Below are 23,178 nucleotides of genomic sequence, written 5' to 3'. Positions count from 1 at the left end.
CGTGTCCGACAAGAAGATCATCGCAGTCATCGGCGCCACCGGAGCCCAGGGCGGCGGCCTGGCCCGCGCGATCCTGGACGACCCTGCCGGCCCGTTCGCGCTGCGCGCCATCACCCGCGACCCCGCCTCGCCCGCCGCCCGCGCGCTGGCCGAGCGCGGCGCCGAGGTGGTCCAGGCCGACCTGGACGAGGAGGACAGCATCCGCCGCGCTTTCACCGGCGCCTACGGCGCGTTCGTGGTGACCAACTTCTGGGCCGCGCTCACCCCCGAGCAGGAAGCCGCCCGCAACCGGGCCCAGCTGGAGATCGACCAGGCGCACACCGCGGCCAAGATCGCCGCCGAGATCGGCCTCAAACACGTCGTCTGGTCCACTTTGGACGATTCCCGGCCGCAGTTCACCCACCGCGGCATCGAATTGCCCACCCTGCTGGGCCGCTACAAGGTCCCGCACTTCGACGCCAAGGCCGAGGCCGACGCCCGGTTCACCGAACTGGGTGTGCCCACCACTTTCCTGCAGACCACCTTCTTCTACGAGGCGTTCCTGATCGGCCAGGGCCCGCAGCGGGACGCCGAGGGCAACCTGGTGCTGACCACGCCGATCGGGGACAGCCCGATGGCGATGATCGCGGTGGAGGACATCGGCCGCACCGCCTACGGCATCTTCAGCCGCGGCGGCGAGTTCGTCGGCCGCACCGTGGCCATCGCGGGCACGCACGCCACCGGCAAGGAGATCGCCGCGCTGTTCACCGACGTGCTCGGCGAACCGGTCAGCTTCCGCCCGAGCACCCCGGAGGAGGTCCGCGCCTCCGGTCATCCCCTCGCCGACGAGATCGCGGCCACCTTCCAGTTCTACGCCGACACCGCCGACTACTTCGTCGGCGCCCGCGACCTCAATCAGGTCCGCGAACTCAACCCCCGGCTCCAGTCGCTGGCCGACTGGCTGAAGGCCAACGCGGCCAAGATCCCCCGGGACTGACCGCGTCCGCGCCCGGCCGGAACCACCCGGCCGGGCGGTCCGATTGGACACGTCTGGTGACCGACCTGTTACTCACCGTACCCTCGGGTTGTGACGCGACGCTGCGACCGTCTCCGGGGTGGAGGTCGACGCGCGTGGCGGTCAGGGAATTCAGCAGGGCGACAACAACCGGATGTGGAACCTCTTCGTCAACCTCGGCCTGCCGCCCGCGCTGAGCCGGGCGCTGGTGCTGCTGATCGTGGTGGCGCTGCTCGGCGGCGGCACCTGGGCGGTGGCGAGCTGGGTGCTGCCCTGGCTCGCGCCGACCTACCGGACCCAGTTCCTGATCGACACCACCGCCGAGGAACCGGAGAGCATCGCCCGCTCGCTGCGTCAGGCAGTGCAGAACGCCGGTGACCAGGACTCGTTGGCACTGCGCGGTTTCGGCGGTGAGTGCGGGTCGCCGGACAACACCACCCAGCTGGTCGACTTCGGCACCGGCAACCGCCAGGAGATCACCCAGGCCGCCGGGCAGCGCCGCGGTGGCAGGCCCACCCTGTTGCGTGGGGTGGTGGAGGCGGTGGCGGACTTCTCCGGCCCGTTCACCCTGCGCGCCACCCAGGTCAACCGGATCATCCTGGTCACCCGGCACGGCACCGACGCCTGCGACGAGGACACCGCGTTCGTCGGCAAGGAGATCAAGGACCGGCTGGCCGCCGCCGGCCTGACCATCGAGCTGCGGCTGGTCGGCTACCAGCTCCCCGCCGAGCAACGCGATCGGCTCAAGCGGATCGCCGGTGGCGCGGGCGCGCCGGAACCGCTGTTCGCCGCCGACCAGGCCGGGCTGGACGCGGCACTGGAGTTCGTGACCAACACCGAACCCGTGCTGCGCTACGCCAAGGAGATCGTGGACATCCTCAACCCCACCGTGGAGCGGGTGAACACGGCGGCCACCGCCACCGTCGACGGCCGCCTGGACCTCGCGGAGACCACCCTGGCCGAGGCCAGGGAGTCCGCCGGGCAGACCGGCCTCCGTTTCGACGGCCTGCGTGATCGGGCCAGAACCCAGCAGACACAGGACCTCCAGCGCCAGGCCGACACGCTGCGCGCCCAGCTCGACCGCATCCTGGCCGCCGCCAACGGCCTGCTCGCGACCGCCCGCTCCGCCGAGTCCCTCGACCCCGGCCTGACCGCCTTCCGGGGCCTCGCCGCCGACTACAACGCCAAGGTGACCAGCATGAACAAGGCCATCGCCGCCCTGCGCGCCACCGCCCCGGCGGCCCCACGATGACCGCACCCGTCAAGCCCCGCCGCCGCTTACGCCTGATCGCCGTGCTGCTCACGCTGATCCTGGTGGCCGCCGCGGTGATCGTCTACTTCCTCATCCCCAGCCACCGCACCGCCCTGGTCGTGGACTCCTCGGCCGCCCCCGACGGGTTCGGCCCGGTCGCCCAGGCGGTCGGCGCGGCCGCGGTCAACAGCGCCGCGGCGGATTCGCTGTCCCTGCGCCGGTTCGGCGGCGAGTGCGGCAGCCCGGCCAGCACCAGCGAACTCGTCGCCCCGGCCACCGGCAGCGGCAAACAGGTCGCGGACGCGCTCCGCCGGGTCACCGCCGCCGGCCGCAGCACCATGGTGGCCGGAATCCTCGGCGCCATCGAGGATTTCAGCGCGTTCTACCCGTTCCGCGGCTGGACCACCAACCGCATCGTCGTGGTCACCCGCCAGGGCATCGACGCCTGCAACCAGAACGAGGCCGAAGTCAAGAAACTCATCCAGGACAAGGTGGCCGAGGCCGGCCTGACCCTGGAGTTCCGCTTCGTCGGCCTGCAGATCCCACCCGAACAACAACAAAATCTGACCCAGCTCGCCGCGGCGGCGGGCGCGCCCAAACCCAAGCTGGCCGCGAACACCGCCGAGCTGGCCGGCTCGCTCCGGGAACTCGTGCTGCCGCGCGCCACCGAGGCCAGTTCGATCGCCCCGCCCACCAGCGCGACCAAGCCGGCCGAGCGGGCATTGGTGCAGGTCGCGGTGGCCATGTCGGTGTTCTCCGCGGAGGTCAGCATCAACGCGCCGGACACCAAAGCCTGTGCGCTGCCAACAGGTCTGAAGTCCAGGCGCTGCGAGTTCACGGTGCCGGCCGGCACGATCGCCCCGGTGCGCGCCACCATCTCCGGGGCCTGGACGGGCCGCGGCCACCAGGGCCAGCCGATCTGGTTCGGCTGCGACGACAAACCGACCACCCTGCAAGGGATTCCCGGCGCCAGCGCGACCTGCAACCTGGACCTGACCACCTCCGGCCGCTACGTCTGCCTGGCCACCACCGACATCGCCGACCGCGGCGGCGCCTACGCCTGCTCGGAGATTTTCCGGAAGGTCCCCAAGGCCCCGATTCCCTTCGGCAGCACCGCTCCCGCGCCCACCAAGTAGGTCTCACCGGTGTACCGCCCGGCCAGCTCGGTACCGATCCGGGCCAGTTCCGCCTGCACCGCAACAGGTTCCAGCACCTCGACCATCGTGCCCCAGCCGGCCAGGTTGCGGGCCAGATCCAGCGGCGTCGGCGCGGCCAGCCGGACCCACGCCCGTCCGTCGCGCTCCTCGTCGACCTCGCAATGCCGCCCGAACTGGTTGCGCAGCACCGGAACGAACCGCGACTCGATGACCACCGTCGCCCAGGTCCGGGACCGCTTCTGCTCGACCTCGCCGACCACCTTGTCCCAGGCCGCGGCCAACGTGAAATCGTCCGGCCGCTCAGCCGGTTCCTCGGTGACCGTGGCCTCGATGATCCGCTCCACCCGGAAGGTCCGCTGCCCCTTGGCCGTGCCCGCGAGCAGGTACCAGATGTCGTCCTTGTCGACCAAGCCCCACGGCTCGACCAGGCGTTCGGTGCGTTCCCGCGCGCCGCTGGTGTAACTCAGCCGCACCTTGCGGCGGCGCACCACCGCGGACTGCAAGAGGTCGACCATCGCGGGCCGGTGCCGGTCGCGCTCACCCCAGCGGGTCGGGTCGATCATCGTGGCACTGGCCGCCGCCTCGGCGTCCGCGCGGAAGGTGCTCGGCAGCGCCCGCACCAGTTTCCGCAACGCCGCCTTGGCCTCGGCGGAGACCGCGGCGGCTGGTCCGACCAGCAGGAACAACGCCTGCGCCTCGGTGGCGGAGAGCCCGCTGAGATCGGTGCGGGCGCCGCCGACCAGGGACCAGCCACCACCGCGGCCGGGTTGCGGGTACACCGGGATGCCCGCCGCGGACAGCGATTCCAGGTCCCGGCGCGCGGTGGCCACCGACACCTCCAGCTCCGCGGCCAGCTCGGCGGCGGTCACCCGGCCCCGGGCCTGCATCAGCAGCAGGGTGGCGACAAGTCGGTCAGCGCGCATGTTTCCCAGCTTGTCCGGAAAAGTGCTCAGTTGATGAGCACTTTAGGTCGCAACATGGTTTCCGTCAGCCCCAACGAGAGGAACCACCGATGTTGCGAGGACTCACCACCCACAACTTCTTCGCCGCCGACGTCACGGCCGCCGTGGCCTGGTACACCGAACTGCTCGGCGTCCAGCCCTACTTCGAGCGTGAACTGGACGGCAAGCCTGCCTACGTCGAGTTCCGCATCGGCGACTACCAGCACGAACTCGGCATCCTGGACCGCCGCTTCGCCCCGCCCGGCGCCGGTGCCGCCGGCGGCACCGTGACCTACTGGGCCGTGGACGACATCGAGGCCGCCTACCAGCGCCTGCTCGACCTGGGCGGCACCCCGCAGCAGGGCCCGACCGAGCACGGCCCCGGTTTCGTCACCGCCTCGGTGATCGACCCGTTCGGCAACATCCTGGGCGTCATGTTCAACCAGCACTACCTGAACGTGCTCGCCGGTCAGGCGGGGGAGTGAGATGAGCACCTTCACCGCGGCGACCACCGAGGACTGGCGAAACTGGCTGGCCGCCAACAGCACATCCGAGTCCGAGATCTGGCTGATCATCCAGCACCAGGACAGCGCCACCCCGAGCCCGCGCTACCACGAGGCCATCGAACAGGCGCTCTGCTTCGGCTGGATCGACAGCCACCACCGCAAACACGACCCGACCAGCTCCCGCCTGCGCTTCACCCCGCGCACCCCGCGCAGCACCTGGAGCCGGCTCAACCGAGACCGCGCCGCGAACATGATCAACCGCGGCCTGATGACCGCCCCCGGCCAAGCCATGATCGACCTGGCCAAAGCCACCGGCACCTGGGAACTCCCCGCCAACCCACCTACGGACCTGCACGCCCAACTCGACCGCGATCCGTTGGCCCGCAAGCACTTCGAGCAGTTCCCACCCTCCTCGAAACGGCTCATCCTGGACTGGATCGCGGGCGCCAAACGACCCGAGACCAGGCAGCGCCGGATCGAGCGGACCGTGTCGCTGGCCGCGCTCAACCTCCGCGCCAATCACCCGCAGACCCGCCAGGGCGCCGGTGCGCGACCACCGCGGCCGCGCACCGGACCGCTCACCTGAGCTGCTGCTTGATCAGATCCAGGTAGCTGATCACCCGGGCGTACACCCCCGGCTTCCCGGCCTGGGCACAGCCCTCGCCCCAGGACACCACGCCGACCAGCTTGCCCGCGGTGACCAGCGGACCGCCGGAATCACCCTGGCAGGAGTCCTTGCCGCCCTCGGGCAGACCGGCGCAGACCATCGAGGTGGCGTTGTACTCGCCGTAGGCCGACTTGCAGGTGGCATCGCTGGTCAGCGGCACGTCCACCTTGCGCAGCACCGGCGAGGACGGCCCGCCGGAGCGGATGTCGCCCCAGCCCAGGGTGGTGGTGACGGTGCCGGCCCGGTACAGCCCGGTGTCCGCCGCGGTCACCAGCGGCATGGTCTTCTGCTCCAGGTTGCGGTCCAGGGTGAGCACCGCGACGTCATCACCCTGTTCCACCGACCGGTAGCTGGGGTGCTGCCAGTACTTGGTCACCTTGGCCACCACCCCCTTCGTGGTGCGCATGTCGGTGCGCCCGGCCACCACGGAGAACCGGGAGGCCGGATCACCGTCGGTGCAGTGCGCGGCGGTGAGCACCTTGTTCGGCGCGATCAGGGTGCCACCGCAGTGCTCGCGGTTGCTGTGGAACACCGCGACCGTCCAGGGGTTGGCCTCGGTGGTGGTCGTGGTGCCGCCGACGATCAGGGGATCGACGTCACTGGCGGCGGCGTTGGCCAGACCGCCCAGGGGAATCGCACACACCGCAACAGTGGCCACAACTGCGGCGCGACGGGCAAAGTTTCGCAGGGTTTCTCGCACGATCGGATTCCTTCCACAGAAATTCCGGTACGTGCCCCAGCGCACCACTGTTCGTGCGCGCGCAACATCCAACGGAGGTCGGGTATCCGACCACCGGAAAGTCCACCCCCGGCGATCAGGACACCAGCCCCCCATCCCGAGCGATCATCGCCGCCTGCACCCGGTTCGCACACCCGATCTTGGTCATCACCCGGCTCAGATGACTCTTGATCGTGCTCTCACTGACCCGCAACGCCACCCCGATCGCCACATTGGACGCCCCTCGCGCCACCAACGTGAGCACCTCGCGTTCCCGAGCACTCAACTGCCCAAGCAGCCGATGGGCCTGGGCGAACCGCCGCGGATCGATGCTGGTGAACTGCGCCAGCACCAGCCTGGTCAGTCGAGGTGACAGGATCGCCTCACCCCCAGCCACCACCCGCACCGCGTAGAGCAACTCGTCCGCCCCGGCATCCTTGAGCACGAACCCGGCCACCCCCGCCCGCATGGCCCGATGCACAAACCCAGCCATACCAGCGCCATCGGCCTCGTGTCCGGACCCGCCCACACCCGCACAAGCGGTGTGGTGCACGGATCCGGCCCCGCCAGCACAAGCAGTCTGGTGCCCGGACCCGGCTGCGCCCAGGCACCTGGCCTGGCGCCCAGACTCGCCCGCACCGGCGCAAGCGGCCTGGTGCATGGACGCGGCCATACCAATGCAACCGATCTGGTGTGCGGACGCGGCCACACCAGCGCCAGCGGTCTGCTGTGTGGACCCACCCGCCACCGCACAGGTGGCCTGCTGACCGGACCCGCCCGCCCCGGCGCAAGGAGCGTGACGACCGGCCCCGCCCGCGCCAGCGCACGCGGTCTGGTGCCAGGATCCGCCGGTGCCGGTGCCGGTGCCGGTGCCGGTGTCCGTGCCGCCACCGGTGTCCGTGCCCGTTCCCGTTCCCGTGCCCGCGCACGTGGCCTGGCAGGTGGATACGCCCGTGCCCGCGCAGGTGCCCTGGTGCGCAAGCCCGCCCGTGTCCGCGCCCACCGCCCGGCGCAGGTGGCCAACCTGCTCGGCCGCGGTCGGCTCGAACGCGGTCAGCACCACCACCGCGGTCTCCGGTACCTGCTCCCGGACCGCCTCGATCGCGGACAACCCGTCCTGGCCGGGCATCCGAAGATCCATCAGCAGTACCCGCGGCCGCTGCTGCCTGGCCAGCCGCACCGCGGCCGCACCATCCCCGGCCTCGCCCACCACCCGCAGATCCGGCGCGCTTTCCAGGATGCCGCGGATGCCGTACCGGGCCAGGGTTTCATCGACGATGCCCACGGTGATCACGAGACCCGCCGAATCAGGAATCGCGGTGAGCGAGTGTGCACAATTCCAGAAAACGCTCCTTCTTGCTTATTGTCCGACAATTGCCGCCGGTCAGGGAAAATGTGGCGGGCATGGTTCCGGAAATGTCGTCCCAAGGTTCCGTCCGGCCCGCTCGGATGTCACGTCAGGTCACCAGCGCCTCGACCGTACCACGGTCGCGCAGGCGCTCTGTACTGCGCAGACGTTTCACTCCGCGAACTGAACAGATTTGCCGGACAGGTCTGCCCGGCATACTACTTTCCTCCTAGTCGGCGCCTCGGTTCAATACCAGAAAGTATGACCCATCAATACCCGCCAGTGTGATTGTTCGGCCATCCTGCGCACCTAGGCTTGCTGTCAGGTGGGCCATGGTCCACTGTGGCTGGTGGCGGGTCCCGATGCCGACCAGTTCGCCGGGTTCTCCCGTAGCGATATCACTCCGACACTGATGAGGAACCCACCGCCATGGGCGCACGGAAGACAGCAGCAGTACTGGGCGCGGTCCTGCTGACCCTGGCCACCGCCGCACCAGCGGCCGCCGCGCCAACCGACGAGCTGTCCGACTCCGTCCGCAATCAGTCCACTATGGACACACCGGCGACCGGTGACCTGGTCGCGATCGCCAGGGAGATCGTCGCCCGCGACCTGGTCCGGGGACAACGATGAGACCGGGCAACCGGGTCGGCCTCGGCGGGGCGCTGCTGGTGTTGCTCGGCGTGCTGGCCATGACCTTCGGCCCCGACCTGATCAACGCCACCGTCCCGTCCCGGACCCCACCGGTGCAGGCCGGTGACACCAGGGTGATCAACACGGGGGAGGCCAGGGTGAGCCTGGATCTGACCCCGCTGGCGGGCTGGACCCAGTCACCGGGCACCAACCCCACCGGCTTCACCCTCACCCGCTCCGCCGACCGGCTCAGCGTCGAGGTGAAGTCGGGCGTGCAGAACGGCCGGATCGCACTGGAGCGGTACCTGCGCGGCCTGGGCGTCACCGAACCCGCACTGCGCTGGCAACTCACCGGCGAAGTGCGCACCACCACCGGACTCACCGGCCACCAGGCCGGGTTCGACCTCCGGGAACGGCACGGCACGGTGTGGCTACTCGGCCGGGACAGCACCGCGGTGATCCTCAACCTGGTCGGCCCGCGCGACACCGAACCCGGCATCGGCACCCTGCTGGACCTGGTGGAGGTGACCGGGTGAGACACCCGCCGCCAATCGCACGCCACCGTCGGCGAGGTGCGGGCGCGGTCCCCGACTTCACGGGCGATCGACCGCAGCTCCCCAGCGAGCAGGCAGCCCGTCCTGGCGTCCGCGGAGGTCCCGGCCATGAAGGAAGGTAACGCCATCAGCGCGCTCCAGGCCCGCGCATTCTGGCAGCCCCGGCGCGCGATGCTGTGGGTCTATTTGGTGATCGTGGTGATCTGCCTGCCACTGCTTGCTCTGACCTTCGCCCCGTTCGCCGCGGCCTCCCCGGTCGCGCTGGGCATCGCGCTGGCCGGGCAGCTGGTGCTCGGCGTGCTGCTCTACACGCTGATCCGCTGGATCGACCTGTTCGAGAAGGAACCCCGCACGCTGCTTGCCGCGGCCTTCCTGTGGGGCGTGGCGATGACCGCCCTGGCCGGCAGCCCGAACGGCGCGATCGGCCAGCTGGTGGCCAAACTCGGCGGCCACGAGTTCGCGGTGGAGTGGTACGCCGCCATCGCGGGCCCCACCACCGAGGAAACGCTCAAGGCGCTCGGCGTGATCGCGATCGTGGTGATCGGCCGCGAACAGGTCCAGCGCACCCTGGACGGCCTGGTGTACGGCGCGATGGTCGGCCTCGGCTTCCAGCTCGCCGAGAACGTCACCTACGTGCTGAGCAACGCGATCGAGAACCCCAACAGCGATGTCCAGGGCGGGATCGGGGTGCTGCTGGCCCGGTTCCTCACCGGCCTGGCCACGCACACCGTGTACAGCGGCGTGGTCGGGCTGGGCATCGGGTACGCGCTGACCAGGGTGGACCGATCCTGGGCCCGGCGGGTGCTGGTGGCGTTCGCGCTGTTCCTGGGCGGCTGGGGCCTGCACTTCCTGTGGAACTCGCCGCTGCTCGGCGAATCCGGCCTGGTGACCATCATCGTGAAGCAGGGCCTGATCGTGCTCTTCTTCATCCTGGCCATCCGCTACGGCGCGCGGCACGAGTACCGCTGGTTCGTCAGCACCCTGCGCGCCGAACCAGCCGAGATGATCAGCCCCGCGGAACTCGGCGCCCTGCGCACCCGCCGATCCCGCCGCCGCGCCCGCAGACACGCCGCCGCCCAGCTCGGCCCGCCGGGCCCAATGCTGCTCCGGCGATTGCAGGACGCCCAGCTCGCGCTGGCCGTGGCCAAGGACTGGGCGGCCGACCCGGCCACCGATCCGGAGGTGGCCGCGACCCGGCAGGCGATCGGCCGCGCCCGCGCCGAGCTGGCACGACGTGGTCAGGAGGTCAGCCTGGGCGGGCGATGAGTTCGACCATGGTGCGGATCGGGGTGAACCTCGGCAGCTCGGCGAAGGCGTCCCGGTGCTCGACGACGAACCCGGCCCGGCGCACCGCGGCCTCGGTGTCCCGGTTGGGGCGACAGCCCGCGGCCAGCCGCCGCCACAGCGGGTCCACCCGGTCCTGCCACCTGGCCAGCCCACCGCTGCCGCGCACGTGCTCCAGCACCACCAGCCGGCCACCCGGCGCCAGCACCCGCCTGGCCTCGGTCAGCGCCCGGTCCGGATGCGCGACCGTGCACAGCACCAGCGTGCAGACCACCGCGTCCACGCTGGCATCGGGCAGGGCAAGGGCCTCGGCGGGGGAGTCCAGCACCTCCACCGGCACCCGCGCGCGATTCACCCTGCGAGCGAGGCGCTGCCGCATGTGCGGATCCGGCTCGGTAGCCAGCACCCGCGCCGCACTGGCGAAATGCGGCAGGTTGACCCCGGTGCCCGCCCCGACGTCCAGCACCACCCCGGTCAGCCCACCCAGCAGCCTGGCCCGCCGGGCGGCCAGCACCCGCCGTTCCATCGCGGCCGTCATCCGGTCGTAGACCATCGCGAAAAGCCGGTGACCAGGCATATCGCCCATCATCCCAGAACAGCGTCGGCTTGCTCACTCGTTCCGCGCTTGAAAGTTCGGCCAGCCGAACTTTAGTCTTCCAAGGACCGAACTCGGCACTGGGAGGCGCGGAACACGCATGCGGAACACACCCTCGCGGTTAACGCGCACCTGGCTGGCCACGATCGCCGTCCTCGCCCTGGCCGCGACCGGCTGCACCGCCCGCACCGCCGCCGACCCCGCCGACAGCCGCCCGGTCGTGCTGACCACCTTCACCGTGCTCGCCGACATCGCGAGCAACGTGGCAGGCGACAAACTGCGGGTCGAGTCGATCACCAAGGCCGGCGCGGAGATCCACGGCTACGAGCCCACCCCCGCCGACATCCGCAAGGCCACCCAGGCCAAGCTGATCCTGGACAACGGCCTCAACCTGGAGGCCTGGTTCACCAAGTTCGTCGCCGAACTCGACGTGCCACACGCGGTGGTCAGCGAGGGCGTGCAGCCGGTGGACATCGCCGAGGACGCCTACCGCGGCAAGCCCAACCCGCACGCCTGGATGTCCCCGCTGAACGTGCGCACCTACGCCGACAACATGGCCAAGGCCTTCGCCAAGCTCGCCCCGGCGCACGCGGCCGAGTTCACCGCCAACGCCGAGAAGTACAAGCAGCAGCTGACCGAGGTCCAGCAACGGCTCACTGGCGCACTCGGCAAGCTGCCCAAGGAACAGCGCGCACTGGTCACCTGCGAGGGCGCTTTCTCCTACCTGGCAAGGGATGCGGGCCTGACCGAGCGGTACCTGTGGGCGGTCAACGCCGAACAGCAGGCCACCCCGCAGCAGATCGCCGGCGCCATCGAGTTCGTCCGGCAGAACAAGGTGCCCGCGGTGTTCTGCGAGTCCACCGTCTCCGACGCGCCGATGAAACAGGTCGTCTCGGCCACCGGCGCCCGCTTCGGCGGCGTGCTCTACGTGGACTCGCTCTCCGAGGCAGGCGGCCCGGTGCCGACCTACCTGGACCTGATCCGGCACGACGTGGACACCATCGTCGCGGGGCTGACCAAGTGAGGGCCGCGGTCCGGGTCGAGGACGTCACCGTGCACTACGGCGAGGTGCAGGCGCTCAACGGCGTCAGCCTCACCCTGGAACAGGGCCGGGTGCACGCGCTGATCGGGGTCAACGGCTCCGGCAAGTCCACCCTGTTCAAGACCATCATGGGCGTGCTGCGCCCGGACTCCGGCACCGTCGAGGTGGACGGCCAGACCCCGGCCCGCGCCCGCAAGTCCGGCGCGATCGGCTATGTGCCGCAAAGTGAAACGGTCGACTGGGCGTTCCCGCTCTCCGTCCGCGATGTGGTGATGACGGGTCGTTATGGGCACCTGGGCTTCACCCGCCGCGCGCGCCGCGCCGACCACGAGGCGGTCAACGCCGCGCTGGCCAGGGTCGAGCTGACCGACCTGGCCGACCGGCAGATCGGCCAGCTCTCCGGCGGCCAGCGCAAACGCGCCTTCCTGGCCCGCGGCATCGCCCAGCACGCCCGGATCCTGTTGCTGGACGAGCCGTTCGCGGGTGTGGACAAGCCCTCGGAGGCCACCATCACGCGGCAACTCCGCGCACTGGCCGCCGACGGCGTCACCATCCTGATCTCCACCCACGACCTGGCCGCCGTGCCCGGCCTGGCCGATGAGGTCCTGCTGCTGATGCGCCGGATCCTGGCCCGCGGCGAACCCGCCGAGGTCCTCTCCCCGGAGAACCTGGCCCTGGCCTTCGGCCTCGACGTCTCCCAGGAGCGGGTGTGAACATCCTCGACCTGCTGGCCGAACCCCTCGGCTACAGCTTCATGGTCCGCGCGCTGGTGGCCACCGTGATCGCCGCGGTGGTGTGCGCGGTGCTGTCCTGCTGGCTGGTGCTCATCGGCTGGTCGCTGATGGGCGACGCGGTCTCGCACGCGGTGCTGCCCGGCGTGGTGCTGGCCTATGTGCTCGGCGCGCCGTTCGCGGTGGGCGCGCTGGTGTTCGGCTTCCTGGCGGTGGCGCTGATCGGGGTGGTGCGCGACACCAGCCGGATCAAGGAGGACGCGGCCATCGGCATCGTGTTCACCACGCTGTTCGCCCTGGGCCTGGTGCTGATCTCGGTGACCCCGAGCCAGACCGACCTCAACCACATCGTCTTCGGCAACCTGCTGGGCGTGGCCACCACCGACGTCATCCAGATCGCCGTGCTGGGCGCGCTGGCCCTGACCGTACTGGTGCTCAAACGCCGCGATTTCACCCTGTACGCCTTCGACCCGACGCACGCGCACGCCATCGGCCTGAGCCCCCGGGTGCTCGGCGCCGCGCTGCTGGCCCTGCTCGCCTTGACCTCGGTGGTGGCCCTGCAGGTGGTCGGGGTGATCCTGGTGGTGGCGATGCTGATCATCCCGGGCGCCACCGCGTACCTGCTGACCAACCGCTTCCAGCGAATGCTGATCATCGCCCCGGTGCTGTCCGCACTGGCCGCGGTCACCGGCCTGTACCTGAGCTACTACCTGGACACCGCCTCCGGCGGCATGATCGTCCTGGTCCAGGGCGCGGTGTTCACCCTGGCCTACCTGTTCGGCCCGGAACACGGAATTCTGGGCCGCCGGCTGGCCGCGCGTCGGCGTGCGGCCGTCCGGACGTGACCGTGCGCGGATACCCTGCCCGCATGTCGGTGTCCGAGCTGTCCGAGAGCACCCAGAACTACCTCAAGGTGGTCTGGGCGCTGCAGGAGTGGTCCGAGGAGCCGGTCACCACGTCGGTGATCGCCCAGCGCCTCGGCCTGCGGCTGTCCTCGGTGTCCGAGTCGGTCCGCCGGCTGACCGAACAGGGCCTGCTGGAACACCCGCGCTACGGCAGCGTCGGCCTGACCGAGGCCGGCCGGGCGCACGCGGTGGCCATGGTCCGCCGCCACCGCCTGATCGAGACCTTCCTGGTCAACGCGCTGAACTACCGCTGGGACGAGGTGCACGAGGAGGCCGAGCAACTCGAACACGTGGTCTCGGACCTGATGGTCACCCGCATCGACGAGTTCCTCGGCAAACCCACCCGCGACCCGCACGGCGACCCCATCCCCGCCGCCGACGGCACCGTGCACCGCCCCGACGCCCGCCAGCTCACCGGCATGCCGCCCGGAACCCGCTGCCGGGTCGAACGCATCTCCGACGCCGACGCCGCCCGCCTGCAGTACTTCGCCGACAACGGCCTGGTCATCGACACCGAACTCCTGGTCCTGGACTCCGCCACCGGCGCCGACACCCTCACCATCCGCGTCGCCGATCGCACCGACCACCTGAGCCTCGGCCCAGCCGCCACCGACGCGGTCTGGGTCTCCCACCAGCCGTAGCCCCGCCGCCGCTGTCAACAGGACGTGCACAGAACATCCGCACCCGGCTGAGAGTGTCCAGGTGTGCTCACCAGGCGAACCTTCACCAAAATCCTCACCGCCGGGGCGGCCACCGCCTCGCTGACCGCCGTCTCCACCGGCGCGGCCGCTGCCAGGAACGAGCCGCGGACTGCCGCCGCCCGCGACGAGCAGCGAACGACCACCGCTGAAGACAAGCCACCAACCAGCGGTGCCCCGGGTTGGCGCAGGCTGGGCCCGATCCGGCAGGTACGCACCGAGTTGCTGGACATCGCCTACCACGAGTCCGGACCGGCCACCGGCCCCGTCGTGCTGCTCGGCTACGGCTGGCCGTACTCACCACTTGCCTACGCCGAGGTGGCTCCCGCACTGGCCCGTCGCGGCTACCGCGTGCTCATCCCTTACTTGCGTGGCCAGGGCGCGACCCGGTTCCGGTCACCGAGCACCAAACGTTCCGGGCAACAGGCCGCCCTCGGTTCGGACTGGATCGCGTTCATGGACGCACTCAAGATCCCCAAGGCCGTCTTCGGCGGCTACGACTGGGGCGGCCGCGGCCTGTGCGTGGCCGCCGCCCTGTGGCCGCAACGCTGCCTCGGCCTGGTCTCGGTGAACAACTACCTGGTGCAGGACTTGGCACTGGCCAGGATGCCGCTGGCACCGTCCATCGAATCGGCGCAGTGGTACTTCTATTACTTCCTTACTGAGCGCGGCCGCAACGGCCTGACCACCAACACCAAGGAACTGACCCGCGTGGTCTGGCAACGGAACTCCCCAACCTGGCGATTCACCGAGCAGGACCTGGATGAGGCGGTCTCGATCTTCCGCAACCCCGACTACGTCGACATCGTGCTGCACAACTACCGCCACCGCCTGCTCACCGAACCCGGCGACCCACGCTACGACGACCTGGAGGCCAAGCTGCTCACCCAGCCCCGGATCACCGTGCCCACAGTGACCCTGGACGGCCTGGACGACGGCAACTTCCCACCCACTAACGGCACTCCGTCAGCGAAGTTCTTCACCGGCCCGCGGGTGCACCACCAGGTCCCCGGCGCAGGCCACAACCTCCCACAGGAACGCCCCAAAGCCTTCCTGAACGCGATCCTGGAGGTCACCCGCCTCCGCTCGTGACCTGTCCCCAGTGCGAGGTCTTTCCCTTCACTTTCACCAGGCCGTGATTCCACTGTGGACAGGGTGAACCGAACAACCAGCCGACCATTCGCCCAAGCCAAGGCCCTCGGCCTGGCAATCACCCTCGCGTTCACCCTGACTCCACTCGCGACGGCAACGCCAGCCGCGACAGCAACCCCAGCGGCAGCGGCAACCCCACCCGCAATGGCAACTCCAGCCGCCGTCGCACCCGTCGCACCGGTCGCTGCGGCACCAGGCACGGTTACCCGCCACAGCTTCGGCAACAACGCCGGCAGGCGTGAGTACGGCCTCTACCAGCCCGCCGGCGGAGCCCGCCCCGGCCGACCACTGATCGTGTTCCTGCACGGCTGCGGCGGCGCGAGCCCCGAGGAGGCGGTCCGGCAGTCCGGCCTGACCACCCTCGCCGACCAGCACGGCTTCCTGGTGGCCGCACCCGCACAGCCCAGCTTGACAGGGTTCAACGGGTGCTGGAGCTGGTTCCTGCCCTGGCAACAGCAGCGCGACGCCGGAGAACCGTCGATCATCGCGGGCATCACCCGGGAGGTGGCGCGGCAAGAGCAGGCCGACCCAGCCCGTATCTACGTCGCCGGATTCTCCGCCGGTGGGGCGATGAGCACGGTTATGGCCGCGACCTACCCGGACCTGTACGCCGCCGTGGCGACCTTCGCCGGCTGCGGGTACCCCACCTGCGTTGACGGCACCGGCCTGCTCGCCCGACTACGCATGGGCGGTCTCGCCAGGCCAATGCCGGTGCTGCTCGGACAGGGCGAACTGGACCCGATCAGCGTGTATCCGCTGGGACGCCTGCACCTGCGCCAGTGGCTCAATGCCAACACGTTGGCCGGCGGCGGTGGCCCGTGGCTGGGTCCGGACCGGGTAGACCGCAACCAGTACTTCGACCGGGAGACCTACCTCGATCCGCGCGGCTGCGCGCTGGTGGAGTTCCTCACCGTGCACGGCGGCGGACACACCTACTTCACCGGGCTGCCGGACTATCCCGCCGAGCTGACCAGTTTCCTGCTGCGACAACGACTGGGTGCGGCACCCGCGGTCCCCGCAGCCTCCGTAGCCCCAACGTCCCCGCAGCCTCCGCGGACTGCCGGTGAACGCCACTGCGGAACCACGTCCCCGGCGCTGCTGGGATAGCGGATGGAGGCGGGACAACAACGTCGGAGCTTGGGCGGCGGATAGTCAGCGGGAAAGCAGCGGGCCTGGACCGCCTGCGGCTGCTGCAAACCGGCACCGACGGCTTCGCCGGTAGAACATCACCGCGCCCGACCTGGACGCCTCCGCGCTGATGGCGTTGCCGGACAACCTGATCGTCGAGCAGCAGGACCTCACCAGCCCTAGCAGGGCGGCGACGACCTGGTGCTGCGCTGGTCCCGCCACATGCTGTACCGGCTCGCCACCACCGGTCTGTCCGAAGTGGACTTCCGACTGCTCGACCAAGAGCACTTCTCGGACATCTCGCAGATGATCATCGCAGCCTGGGCCGCCGCCCACACTGAGGTCACCGTTGTCGTTGATTTCACCGCCGCTACGCGGAAACCACCACTGCCGCTTGGAGTCCACTACCGCCACGCTGGGCGCTCAGGGGCCGGACGCCTCGGCCAGGTCCTTGAGGTGCTCGTTGCGGGTGCTGATCAACCGCCGCATGTAGTGATCAAGCACCAGCAACTCCGCGAGCCGGCCCAGCGGACCGAGCGGCGCAGCGAAGTCGATCACATCGCGCATCAGCGTGCCGCCCCGGCCGTCCGGCTCGAAGTGGTGCGCGTGATGCCAGCGCCGGAACGGACCACGCTCCTGCTCATCGACGAAGTACCCCGGCGGGTCGTACGCACTGATCCGCGAGGTCATCCGCCAACTCAGCCCGAAGTGCTTTGCCTGCCAGGTAACGGTGTCGCCCAGGGCGAGCCGCCCGGAGGTGACCCCGTCGATCGCACGCTCGGTGGAGCCCGCCATCGAGCTGGTGTGCACCTCGACCTCCAGCGAGAGGTCGAAGACCCGCTGCGGCGGCGCGGCGATGCTGGTGCTGACCTCGAAACGCGGCATGCCTCGACCCTACGTCCAGCCGCCACCGGTGGCAGTCAGCTGGCATCGACCTCCGCCGGGACACCCGGACTCAGGGACGCCGGACCAGGTGACCGCCGATCTGCAGCTGATCACGCAGCAGCCCTTGGGTTCGAGTCACCTCCTCCTCTGTGCAATCGATCAGTACCTTGATCTCGACGTCCCGCTTGACCAGATCCGCGGTGAGCAGCACCCCGCACACACCCACGCCGGCAGCGCTGCCCAGGAACATATCGATTCCCTCGCCATCGCCGCTGCTGGTCGAATCCAGGTGGCCGTAGTCGAGCGGGTAGATCACATCGGGAAATCGCGGATGCGGTTGGCCACGTGGGCGGTCGACCACGATGGTCGAGGCCGCGACCAGCTGGTCGAGCCGGTCGAAGAACCCCAGCAGGTCACTTGGTTGGCGTCCGGGAGAGGTAGGCACCCGGACATCCTCGTTCACCCCGGCCTCCGGCCAGAATCATTACTCTGGCCGGGGCCGTGGGGTTGCCGACGGGGGGAGAACGATCGTGCCAACGACCAGGGAGTTGCTCCGGAACGTACGGCGGCGGCCTGGCATGTATCTGAGGCAGTCTGAGCTGTCGTATGGGGGATTGGCCGACTTCGTGATGGGCCTGGACCTGGGCACCGACGGCGCCCTGCTCGATGGGTTTCGCGAGTTCCTGGTGCTCAAGCTCGACTACGGAGACAATCTCGCCTGGTCCGCGCTGGTCTGGCACCTGTCCCGCAACGGGACGGAGACCTTGGCCGACCAGACTGCGGCCGACCAGACTGCGGTTGACTGCCTCTTCGATCTGCTGGACGAGTTCCTGGCCGAGGTCAGTGACCGGCGACGTCGGCACCGCATCCACCACGAGTACGTGCAGTGGCTGCAACGGCAGTCCTGGTACGACCAGGATCTGGCGCGGTTCGGCAGTTCCCCGCCACCTGAGATGCTCGACGTGGATCAGGTGCGCGCGATGCTCGGCATGGACCGGGCGGCGCTCTTCGACCTCGTGGCGACCGGGCAACTCCAGTTGTCGCGGGCTGGGGCGGACGTGCTGTTCTACCGGCGAGAGGTCGAACGACTGGTCCCGTGACCCGCTGGGCTGGGAGAAGATCAGGGCATGAGCGATCTGTTGTTGCGGGACGGGCTTGTGCTGGACGTGCGCTCTGGTGACTACTCCGAGGCGAGCCTCCGTTGTGTGGATGGCCGGATCGCCGAGATCGGCCGGGGCCTGACCGCCTCGGCGGAGGCCAGGGTCGTTGACCTGGCCGGTGCGGTGGTGCTGCCAGGGCTGATCGACGCGCATGTGCACGTCACCGCGGCGACCGCGGCGCTTGGGGAACTGCCGACCTGGCCTCCGTCCTATGTGGCCGCACACGCCGCCCGGATCATGGGGTCGATGTTGCGGCGCGGGTTCACCACCGTGCGGGATGCGGCCGGTGCGGACTACGGGCTGGCTGACGCCCAGGCGGAGGGCCTGATCGTCGGACCTCGGCTGGCCTTTTGCGGCAAGGCGTTGAGCCAGACCGGCGGTCACGGGGATCTGCGGGGGCGAGGCGCCTCGGCCTCGGACGATCATCCATGCTGCGCGGGGCTCGGGCAGGTTGCGGATGGGGTGGACGCGGTTCGGGTGGCGGCCCGGAACGAACTGCGCAAGGGGGCGCACCACATCAAGGTGATGGCCTCCGGTGGGGTGGCTTCGCCGACTGACCGGATCGACTCCACGCAGTACTCGATGGAGGAGTTGCGGGCGGTGGTGGAGGAGGCCGAGGCGGCCAATCGGTATGTGGCGGCGCATGCCTACACCGCGCGGGCGGTGAACCGCGCGCTGGAGGCCGGGGTGCGGTCGATCGAGCACGGCAACCTGATCGATGAGCGCAGCGTCGAGTTGTTCCTCGCGCATGACGCCTATCTGGTGCCGACGCTGGTTACGTACTGGGCGTTGAAACAGGAGGGCGAGGCGCACGGCCTGCCGGCGGACAGCCACCGCAAGGTGGACGAGGTGCTGGAAGGTGGACTGCGCGCGCTGGAACGCGCGGCCCGGAGTGGGGTGAAGCTGGTGTACGGCAGCGATTTGCTCGGCGGAATGCACCGCTACCAGAGTCACGAGTTCCTCCTTCGAGGTGAGGTTCAGCAACCGATCGATGTCATCCGGGCAGCCACGGTCACCGCGGCTGAGCTACTCGGTCTCGCCGGGGAGATCGGCGAGGTGCGGGTGGGGGCACAGGCCGATCTGGTTGTGCTGGAACGGGATCCGCTGGTGGAGGTGGGGGTGTTGGCGGTCACACGTCATATCGTGCAGGTGGTGCAGGAGGGCCGCATCGTCTCTGACGGCAGAGCCGTATAGGCGGAAAGTCGTACCTGGCTCTGCCCTCCTCGCTGATGTCCCGAAGCCCCCGACCGACGATCGTGGAAATCGCGCTTCGGACGGAGGGACAAACAGTGATCATCGCTGAGGGCTTGACGAAACAGTACGGCGGCGGCGTCGGTGTGGACGACCTGTCCTTCGCCGTGCGGCCCGGCGTGGTCACCGGGTTCCTCGGTCCGAACGGGGCCGGTAAGTCGACCACGATCAAACTGATGCTCGGCCTGGTGTGCGGCGCGGGCCGCACCACCTTCACCGGCCACACCTACCTGGAACTGGCCGATCCGCTGCGCACGGTCGGCGTGCTGGTCGACCCGGGCGCGGTGCACCCGTCCCGCTCGGCAGCCGGGCACCTGCGGATGGTGGCCGCCGGCGGCGGGTTGCCGATGCGCCGGGTGCCCGAGGTGCTGTCCCTGGTGGGCCTGGACTCGGTGGCGGACAAGGCGGTCGGGAAGTTCAGCCTGGGCATGCGGCAGCGACTGGGGCTGGCGACCGCGCTGCTCGGCGATCCGGAGTACTTGATCCTGGACGAACCGGCCAACGGGCTTGATCCTGACGGGGTGCGCTGGATCCGGCGGTTCCTGCGTGGCCTGGCCGCGCAGGGGCGGACCGTGCTGGCCTCCTCGCATCTGCTGGCGGAGATGGCACAGCTCGCTGACGACCTGATCGTCATCGGCGCGGGCCGGTTGATCTCGGCCGGGCCGCTGGCGGACTTCGTCGACCAGCACACCCGCAGCACCGTGGTGGTGCGCGGGCCCGAGAGTGCGCGGTTACTGGTGGCCTTGGGGCGCAACGGGTTACGCGTGTGGCAGGGCACCGCCGAGGAGCTGGTGGTCGACACCGACAACACCGAACTGGTCGCCAGAGTGGCCGCCCAGGCAGGCACGCCGGTCCGGGAACTGTTCGTGCGGCGGTCCGATCTGGAAGAGGCATACCTGGCCGCGACCGCGCATACCGTTCAACTCCGAGGAGAACCGTCGTGAACACAGCGGTGGCCTATGAATGGCACCGGGCCCGCAGTCTGCGCTCGACCTGGGCGCTGCTGCTGGCGGCCGGATTACTGGCTTTCGCATCCGGGCTGTACTGGGGTGCCAAGACCGATCTGGGGACGCTGGACGCCTTCGACTCCTCGCTCGGGCTCCCGCTGACCCTGGGTGCCGCGCTGATCGCCGCGGTGGGCGTGTGCGCGTTCGGACTGGATTATCAGCACGGCACGATGCACACCACCCGGCTGGTGCTGCGGTTCCCGGCTCGGATCGTGGCGGCCAAGGCGGTGGTGGCCGGCGGGTTGAGCCTGGTCGGCGGCGTGCTGGTGACCGGGCTCGCGGCCGCCGGGGTATTACTGGCCGGTGGTTCACCCGGTGGTGGGGTGACGCATGTGCTGCTGCGGGGCGTCGGCGTGCTGTTACTGGCGCTGCTGTCCGGGTTGGTCGGGCTCGCGCTCGGCGGGCTGCTGCGGCATACCGCGGTCGGGACCGGGGTCTTCCTGGTGTGGACGTTGGTGGCCGAGACCGCGCTGGGTGGGTTCCTGGAGGTGCCGCTGACCTCATTGCCGTTTCGCGGCACCGCGTTACTGTTCGCCGGTAGTGCCCCGCCGTGGTTCGCGGCGCTGCTGTTCGCGCTGGTGGCGGCGGTCGGGCTGACCGCGGTGGGATTCACCCTGGCACGTCGGGACAGCTGACGGTCAATGATCACGTGGCCGCCTACAGTGGGCGTCGTGGGGTCCGAGAAGCGTGTGCAAGGCAGATGGGCCTGGTGGGACGGTCGGCTCAGCCTGGTGGCGCTGGACATCCTGGTGTTCGCCATCGTGTTCACGTTTGAGCTGGTCAGCGCTCGGAACCAGGACAAGCTGGACAACCCGTACTACCAGGTCGCGCTGGTCACGCTGATCTGCACGCTGCCGCAGTTGCGTCGGCGGTTCCCGATGGTGGTGCTGGTAGTGGCGCTGGCCGGTATTCCGGCTGGGCTGACCCTGGTCCCGGCGACCGTGGCGGTCTACTCGGTCGCGGCCCGGCACGGACTGAGCTGGAGCACCGGCATCGCGGTCCTGCTGACAACGGCTGTGGAGTTCATCCAGCGGAAGCCGTTTCGGGTGGAGGACCTGGCGCCGATGGCGTTCGCCTTCGCCCTGATGGTGGCGGCACCAGTGCTCGCCGGGCTGTGGATGCATCAGCGGGCGACCCTGCTCGCCGTGCTGCAGGACCGGGCCGAGGAGGCGGAGCGCACCCGCACCCTGCTCGCCGAGCAGGCTGTGTCGGCCGAACGCCGGCGTATCGCCAGGGAAATGCACGACGTGGTCGCGCACCGAGTCACCGCGATCGCATTGCAGGCGGGCGCGCTGTCGGTGAACGCGCCGGACGGGCGGACTGAACGGGCCGCGGAGACGATCCGCACCGTGAGCGTGACCGCACTGGATGAGTTGCGCGGCATTCTGCGGGTGCTGCGCGATGAGGCCGACGAAGGTGAGCCGCCGCCGACACGGGCCACCGGGAGCGGGTTGTTCGGCTCGATCGAGCACCTGGTGGCGGAGGTGCTGGCCACCGGCGGGCGGGTCGAGCTGGAACTGCCGGATCCGGCGCCGGAGGTGCCCGAGGTGGTGGAGCGGGCGGTGTACCGGGTGGTGCAGGAATCACTGACCAACGCCGGTAAGCACGCCCCGCACGCGGACGTGCGGGTGCGGGTCAGCGCGACGGCTGAGCTGCTGGTCGTGGAGATCAGCAATCCGCTGGCCCCGCGTCCGGCGGACGTGCCCGGCTCCGGTTACGGTCTGCTGGGTATGCGGGAACGGGTCGAACTGGCCGGTGGGCGGCTCAGCGCGGGCCGTGTCGAAGGCGGAGTGTTCCGGGTGACCGCGCGGTTCCCGCTGGAGGAGACGACAACGTGACGGTGAAGGTGGTCCTGCTGGAGGACGAGGAGATCGTCCGCAGCGGGGTCCGGATGATCCTGGAGTCCGCCTCGGACATCGAGGTCGTGGCCGAGGGCGAGGACGGCTCGCAGGCGATCGAGCTGACCGATCGGTTCCGGCCAGATGTGGTGCTCACCGACATCCAGATGCCCAAGGTCGACGGCATCGAGGTCACCCGCCAGCTGACCGCTCGGCCCGAGGCTCCTGCGGTGGTCATCCTCACCACCTTCGACGTCGACGAGTACGTGCATGCCGCACTGCGATACGGCGCCGCCGGCTTCCTGCTCAAGGACAGCCCACCGTTGGAACTGGTCACCGCGGTCCGGGTGATCGCCTCCGGTGAGGCCATGATCTCGCCCCGGATCACCAAGCGCCTGCTGTCCCGCTTCGCCACCGGCGCGGCCGAAGAGGCGGCACTCGCCCGGCTGGCCGCGCTCACCCCACGGGAACGCGAGGTGGCGGTGCAGATCGGGCACGGGTTGAGCAACGTGGAGATCGGGGGTGTGCTGTTCATGAGCGAGTCCACCGTGAAGGTCCACATTGGACGGATCAAGATCAAGCTGCGAGCAGCAAACCGCACCCAGGTGGCAATCCTGGTGCACGACGCGGGTTTGCTCTGACGAGGCAGGGCATCAGGAGTGGTGGGGCAGCGGGCAACCGGGCTGTGGGACGACCGGGCGACGAGGCGATCGGGCGACGAGGTGACCGGCTCGC

Annotated in this window: 26 protein-coding genes; 20 read left to right on the top strand and 6 right to left on the bottom strand. The window is 69.8% G+C overall.

Annotated features, from left to right (window positions below):
• Position 1 precedes the first annotated feature (1 nt).
• From MZC64_RS14915 to MZC64_RS14905, 3 genes are all read left to right on the top strand, one after another.
• A complete protein-coding gene (locus MZC64_RS14915) occupies positions 2-976 on the top strand; it encodes an NmrA/HSCARG family protein (protein WP_247756578.1) in 975 nt (324 codons plus the stop codon).
• A gap of 118 nt (positions 977-1,094) precedes the next feature.
• Positions 1,095-2,246: a VWA domain-containing protein gene (locus MZC64_RS14910; protein WP_247756579.1), complete on the top strand. Its 1,152-nt coding sequence runs from the start codon at positions 1,095-1,097 to the stop codon at positions 2,244-2,246.
• A complete protein-coding gene (locus MZC64_RS14905) occupies positions 2,243-3,382 on the top strand; it encodes a hypothetical protein (RefSeq protein ID WP_247756580.1) in 1,140 nt (379 codons plus the stop codon). Before MZC64_RS14910 ends, MZC64_RS14905 begins: the two co-directional genes overlap by 4 nt.
• Here MZC64_RS14905 and MZC64_RS14900 read toward each other — a convergent pair.
• On the bottom strand, positions 3,301-4,326 hold the full coding sequence (locus MZC64_RS14900; RefSeq protein ID WP_247756581.1) for a YafY family protein: 1,026 nt from the start codon (positions 4,324-4,326) through the stop codon (positions 3,301-3,303). The genes MZC64_RS14905 and MZC64_RS14900 overlap by 82 nt on opposite strands.
• An 89-nt stretch (positions 4,327-4,415) precedes the next feature.
• Here MZC64_RS14900 and MZC64_RS14895 point away from each other — a divergent pair, with 89 nt between their 5' ends.
• Together MZC64_RS14895 and MZC64_RS14890 are read left to right on the top strand one after the other, a co-directional pair.
• Positions 4,416-4,829: a VOC family protein gene (locus MZC64_RS14895; RefSeq protein ID WP_247756582.1), complete on the top strand. Its 414-nt coding sequence runs from the start codon at positions 4,416-4,418 to the stop codon at positions 4,827-4,829.
• Position 4,830: 1 nt separating this feature from the next.
• Complete coding sequence (locus MZC64_RS14890; RefSeq protein ID WP_247756583.1) at positions 4,831-5,436, top strand: YdeI family protein; 606 nt, start codon at positions 4,831-4,833, stop codon at positions 5,434-5,436.
• On the opposite strand, the gene MZC64_RS14885 is transcribed toward MZC64_RS14890, so the two are convergent.
• The gene (locus MZC64_RS14885) at positions 5,429-6,160 is read right to left on the bottom strand and encodes a serine protease (RefSeq protein WP_247756584.1); all 732 of its coding nucleotides are present in this window, start codon (positions 6,158-6,160) and stop codon (positions 5,429-5,431) included. The genes MZC64_RS14890 and MZC64_RS14885 overlap by 8 nt on opposite strands.
• A 172-nt stretch (positions 6,161-6,332) precedes the next feature.
• Positions 6,333-7,520 carry a response regulator transcription factor gene (locus MZC64_RS14880; protein WP_247756585.1) on the bottom strand — a complete coding sequence of 396 codons (1,188 nt, stop codon included), beginning with the start codon at positions 7,518-7,520 and terminating at the stop codon, positions 6,333-6,335.
• Positions 7,521-8,012: 492 nt separating this feature from the next.
• Here MZC64_RS14880 and MZC64_RS14875 point away from each other — a divergent pair, with 492 nt between their 5' ends.
• From MZC64_RS14875 to MZC64_RS14865, 3 genes are all read left to right on the top strand, one after another.
• Positions 8,013-8,213, top strand: a complete 201-nt coding sequence (locus tag MZC64_RS14875; protein WP_247756586.1) for a hypothetical protein — start codon at positions 8,013-8,015, stop codon at positions 8,211-8,213.
• Positions 8,210-8,749, top strand: coding sequence for a hypothetical protein (locus MZC64_RS14870; protein WP_247756587.1), 540 nt, complete (start codon positions 8,210-8,212; stop codon positions 8,747-8,749). Before MZC64_RS14875 ends, MZC64_RS14870 begins: the two co-directional genes overlap by 4 nt.
• 126 nt (positions 8,750-8,875) lie before the next feature.
• Complete coding sequence (locus MZC64_RS14865) at positions 8,876-10,033, top strand: PrsW family intramembrane metalloprotease (RefSeq protein WP_247756588.1); 1,158 nt, start codon at positions 8,876-8,878, stop codon at positions 10,031-10,033.
• Here the strand turns inward: MZC64_RS14865 and MZC64_RS14860 are convergent.
• Complete coding sequence (locus tag MZC64_RS14860; protein WP_247756589.1) at positions 10,014-10,628, bottom strand: class I SAM-dependent methyltransferase; 615 nt, start codon at positions 10,626-10,628, stop codon at positions 10,014-10,016. The two genes, MZC64_RS14865 and MZC64_RS14860, sit on opposite strands and share 20 nt — an antisense overlap.
• A gap of 118 nt (positions 10,629-10,746) precedes the next feature.
• Between MZC64_RS14860 and MZC64_RS14855 the strand changes: the two genes are divergently transcribed.
• The 6 genes from MZC64_RS14855 to MZC64_RS14830 all read left to right on the top strand — a co-directional run bounded on the left by MZC64_RS14855 (position 10,747) and on the right by MZC64_RS14830 (position 16,281).
• Entirely contained in the window at positions 10,747-11,670 is a 924-nt protein-coding gene (locus tag MZC64_RS14855) for a metal ABC transporter substrate-binding protein (RefSeq protein ID WP_374205730.1), read from the top strand.
• Positions 11,667-12,401, top strand: coding sequence for a metal ABC transporter ATP-binding protein (locus tag MZC64_RS14850; RefSeq protein WP_247756590.1), 735 nt, complete (start codon positions 11,667-11,669; stop codon positions 12,399-12,401). Before MZC64_RS14855 ends, MZC64_RS14850 begins: the two co-directional genes overlap by 4 nt.
• The gene (locus MZC64_RS14845; protein ID WP_247756591.1) at positions 12,398-13,264 is read left to right on the top strand and encodes a metal ABC transporter permease; all 867 of its coding nucleotides are present in this window, start codon (positions 12,398-12,400) and stop codon (positions 13,262-13,264) included. Before MZC64_RS14850 ends, MZC64_RS14845 begins: the two co-directional genes overlap by 4 nt.
• Before the next feature lie 23 nt (positions 13,265-13,287).
• The gene (locus tag MZC64_RS14840; protein WP_185005421.1) at positions 13,288-13,965 is read left to right on the top strand and encodes a metal-dependent transcriptional regulator; all 678 of its coding nucleotides are present in this window, start codon (positions 13,288-13,290) and stop codon (positions 13,963-13,965) included.
• Positions 13,966-14,028: 63 nt separating this feature from the next.
• Entirely contained in the window at positions 14,029-15,114 is a 1,086-nt protein-coding gene (locus tag MZC64_RS14835) for an alpha/beta fold hydrolase (RefSeq protein WP_247756592.1), read from the top strand.
• Between the two features lie 204 nt (positions 15,115-15,318).
• Entirely contained in the window at positions 15,319-16,281 is a 963-nt protein-coding gene (locus tag MZC64_RS14830) for a PHB depolymerase family esterase (protein WP_247756593.1), read from the top strand.
• A 444-nt stretch (positions 16,282-16,725) separates the two neighbouring features.
• Here MZC64_RS14830 and MZC64_RS14825 read toward each other — a convergent pair whose 3' ends face one another.
• Both MZC64_RS14825 and MZC64_RS14820 read right to left on the bottom strand, forming a co-directional pair.
• Positions 16,726-17,187, bottom strand: coding sequence for an SRPBCC family protein (locus MZC64_RS14825; RefSeq protein WP_247756594.1), 462 nt, complete (start codon positions 17,185-17,187; stop codon positions 16,726-16,728).
• A gap of 70 nt (positions 17,188-17,257) precedes the next feature.
• The gene (locus MZC64_RS14820; RefSeq protein ID WP_247756595.1) at positions 17,258-17,650 is read right to left on the bottom strand and encodes an inorganic pyrophosphatase; all 393 of its coding nucleotides are present in this window, start codon (positions 17,648-17,650) and stop codon (positions 17,258-17,260) included.
• 151 nt (positions 17,651-17,801) lie between these two features.
• Here MZC64_RS14820 and MZC64_RS14815 point away from each other — a divergent pair, with 151 nt between their 5' ends.
• The 6 genes from MZC64_RS14815 (at position 17,802) to MZC64_RS14790 (ending at position 23,084) form a co-directional block, all read left to right on the top strand.
• Positions 17,802-18,287 (top strand): hypothetical protein, encoded by a 486-nt coding sequence (locus tag MZC64_RS14815; protein ID WP_247756596.1) that lies wholly within the window; start codon positions 17,802-17,804, stop codon positions 18,285-18,287.
• Positions 18,288-18,314: 27 nt separating this feature from the next.
• Entirely contained in the window at positions 18,315-19,541 is a 1,227-nt protein-coding gene (locus MZC64_RS14810) for an amidohydrolase family protein (RefSeq protein WP_247756597.1), read from the top strand.
• 113 nt (positions 19,542-19,654) lie between these two features.
• The gene (locus MZC64_RS14805; RefSeq protein WP_282105240.1) at positions 19,655-20,542 is read left to right on the top strand and encodes an ATP-binding cassette domain-containing protein; all 888 of its coding nucleotides are present in this window, start codon (positions 19,655-19,657) and stop codon (positions 20,540-20,542) included.
• A complete protein-coding gene (locus tag MZC64_RS14800; RefSeq protein ID WP_247756599.1) occupies positions 20,539-21,240 on the top strand; it encodes a hypothetical protein in 702 nt (233 codons plus the stop codon). Before MZC64_RS14805 ends, MZC64_RS14800 begins: the two co-directional genes overlap by 4 nt.
• A 36-nt stretch (positions 21,241-21,276) precedes the next feature.
• Positions 21,277-22,443, top strand: coding sequence for a histidine kinase (locus MZC64_RS48660; protein ID WP_247756600.1), 1,167 nt, complete (start codon positions 21,277-21,279; stop codon positions 22,441-22,443).
• Entirely contained in the window at positions 22,440-23,084 is a 645-nt protein-coding gene (locus MZC64_RS14790) for a response regulator transcription factor (protein WP_247756601.1), read from the top strand. Before MZC64_RS48660 ends, MZC64_RS14790 begins: the two co-directional genes overlap by 4 nt.
• Positions 23,085-23,178 lie beyond the last annotated feature (94 nt).

It is taken from the genome of Crossiella sp. S99.2 (assembly GCF_023094165.1).
Taxonomy (GTDB): domain Bacteria; phylum Actinomycetota; class Actinomycetes; order Mycobacteriales; family Pseudonocardiaceae; genus Crossiella.
This window is presented reverse-complemented; position numbering and strand designations above follow the sequence as displayed.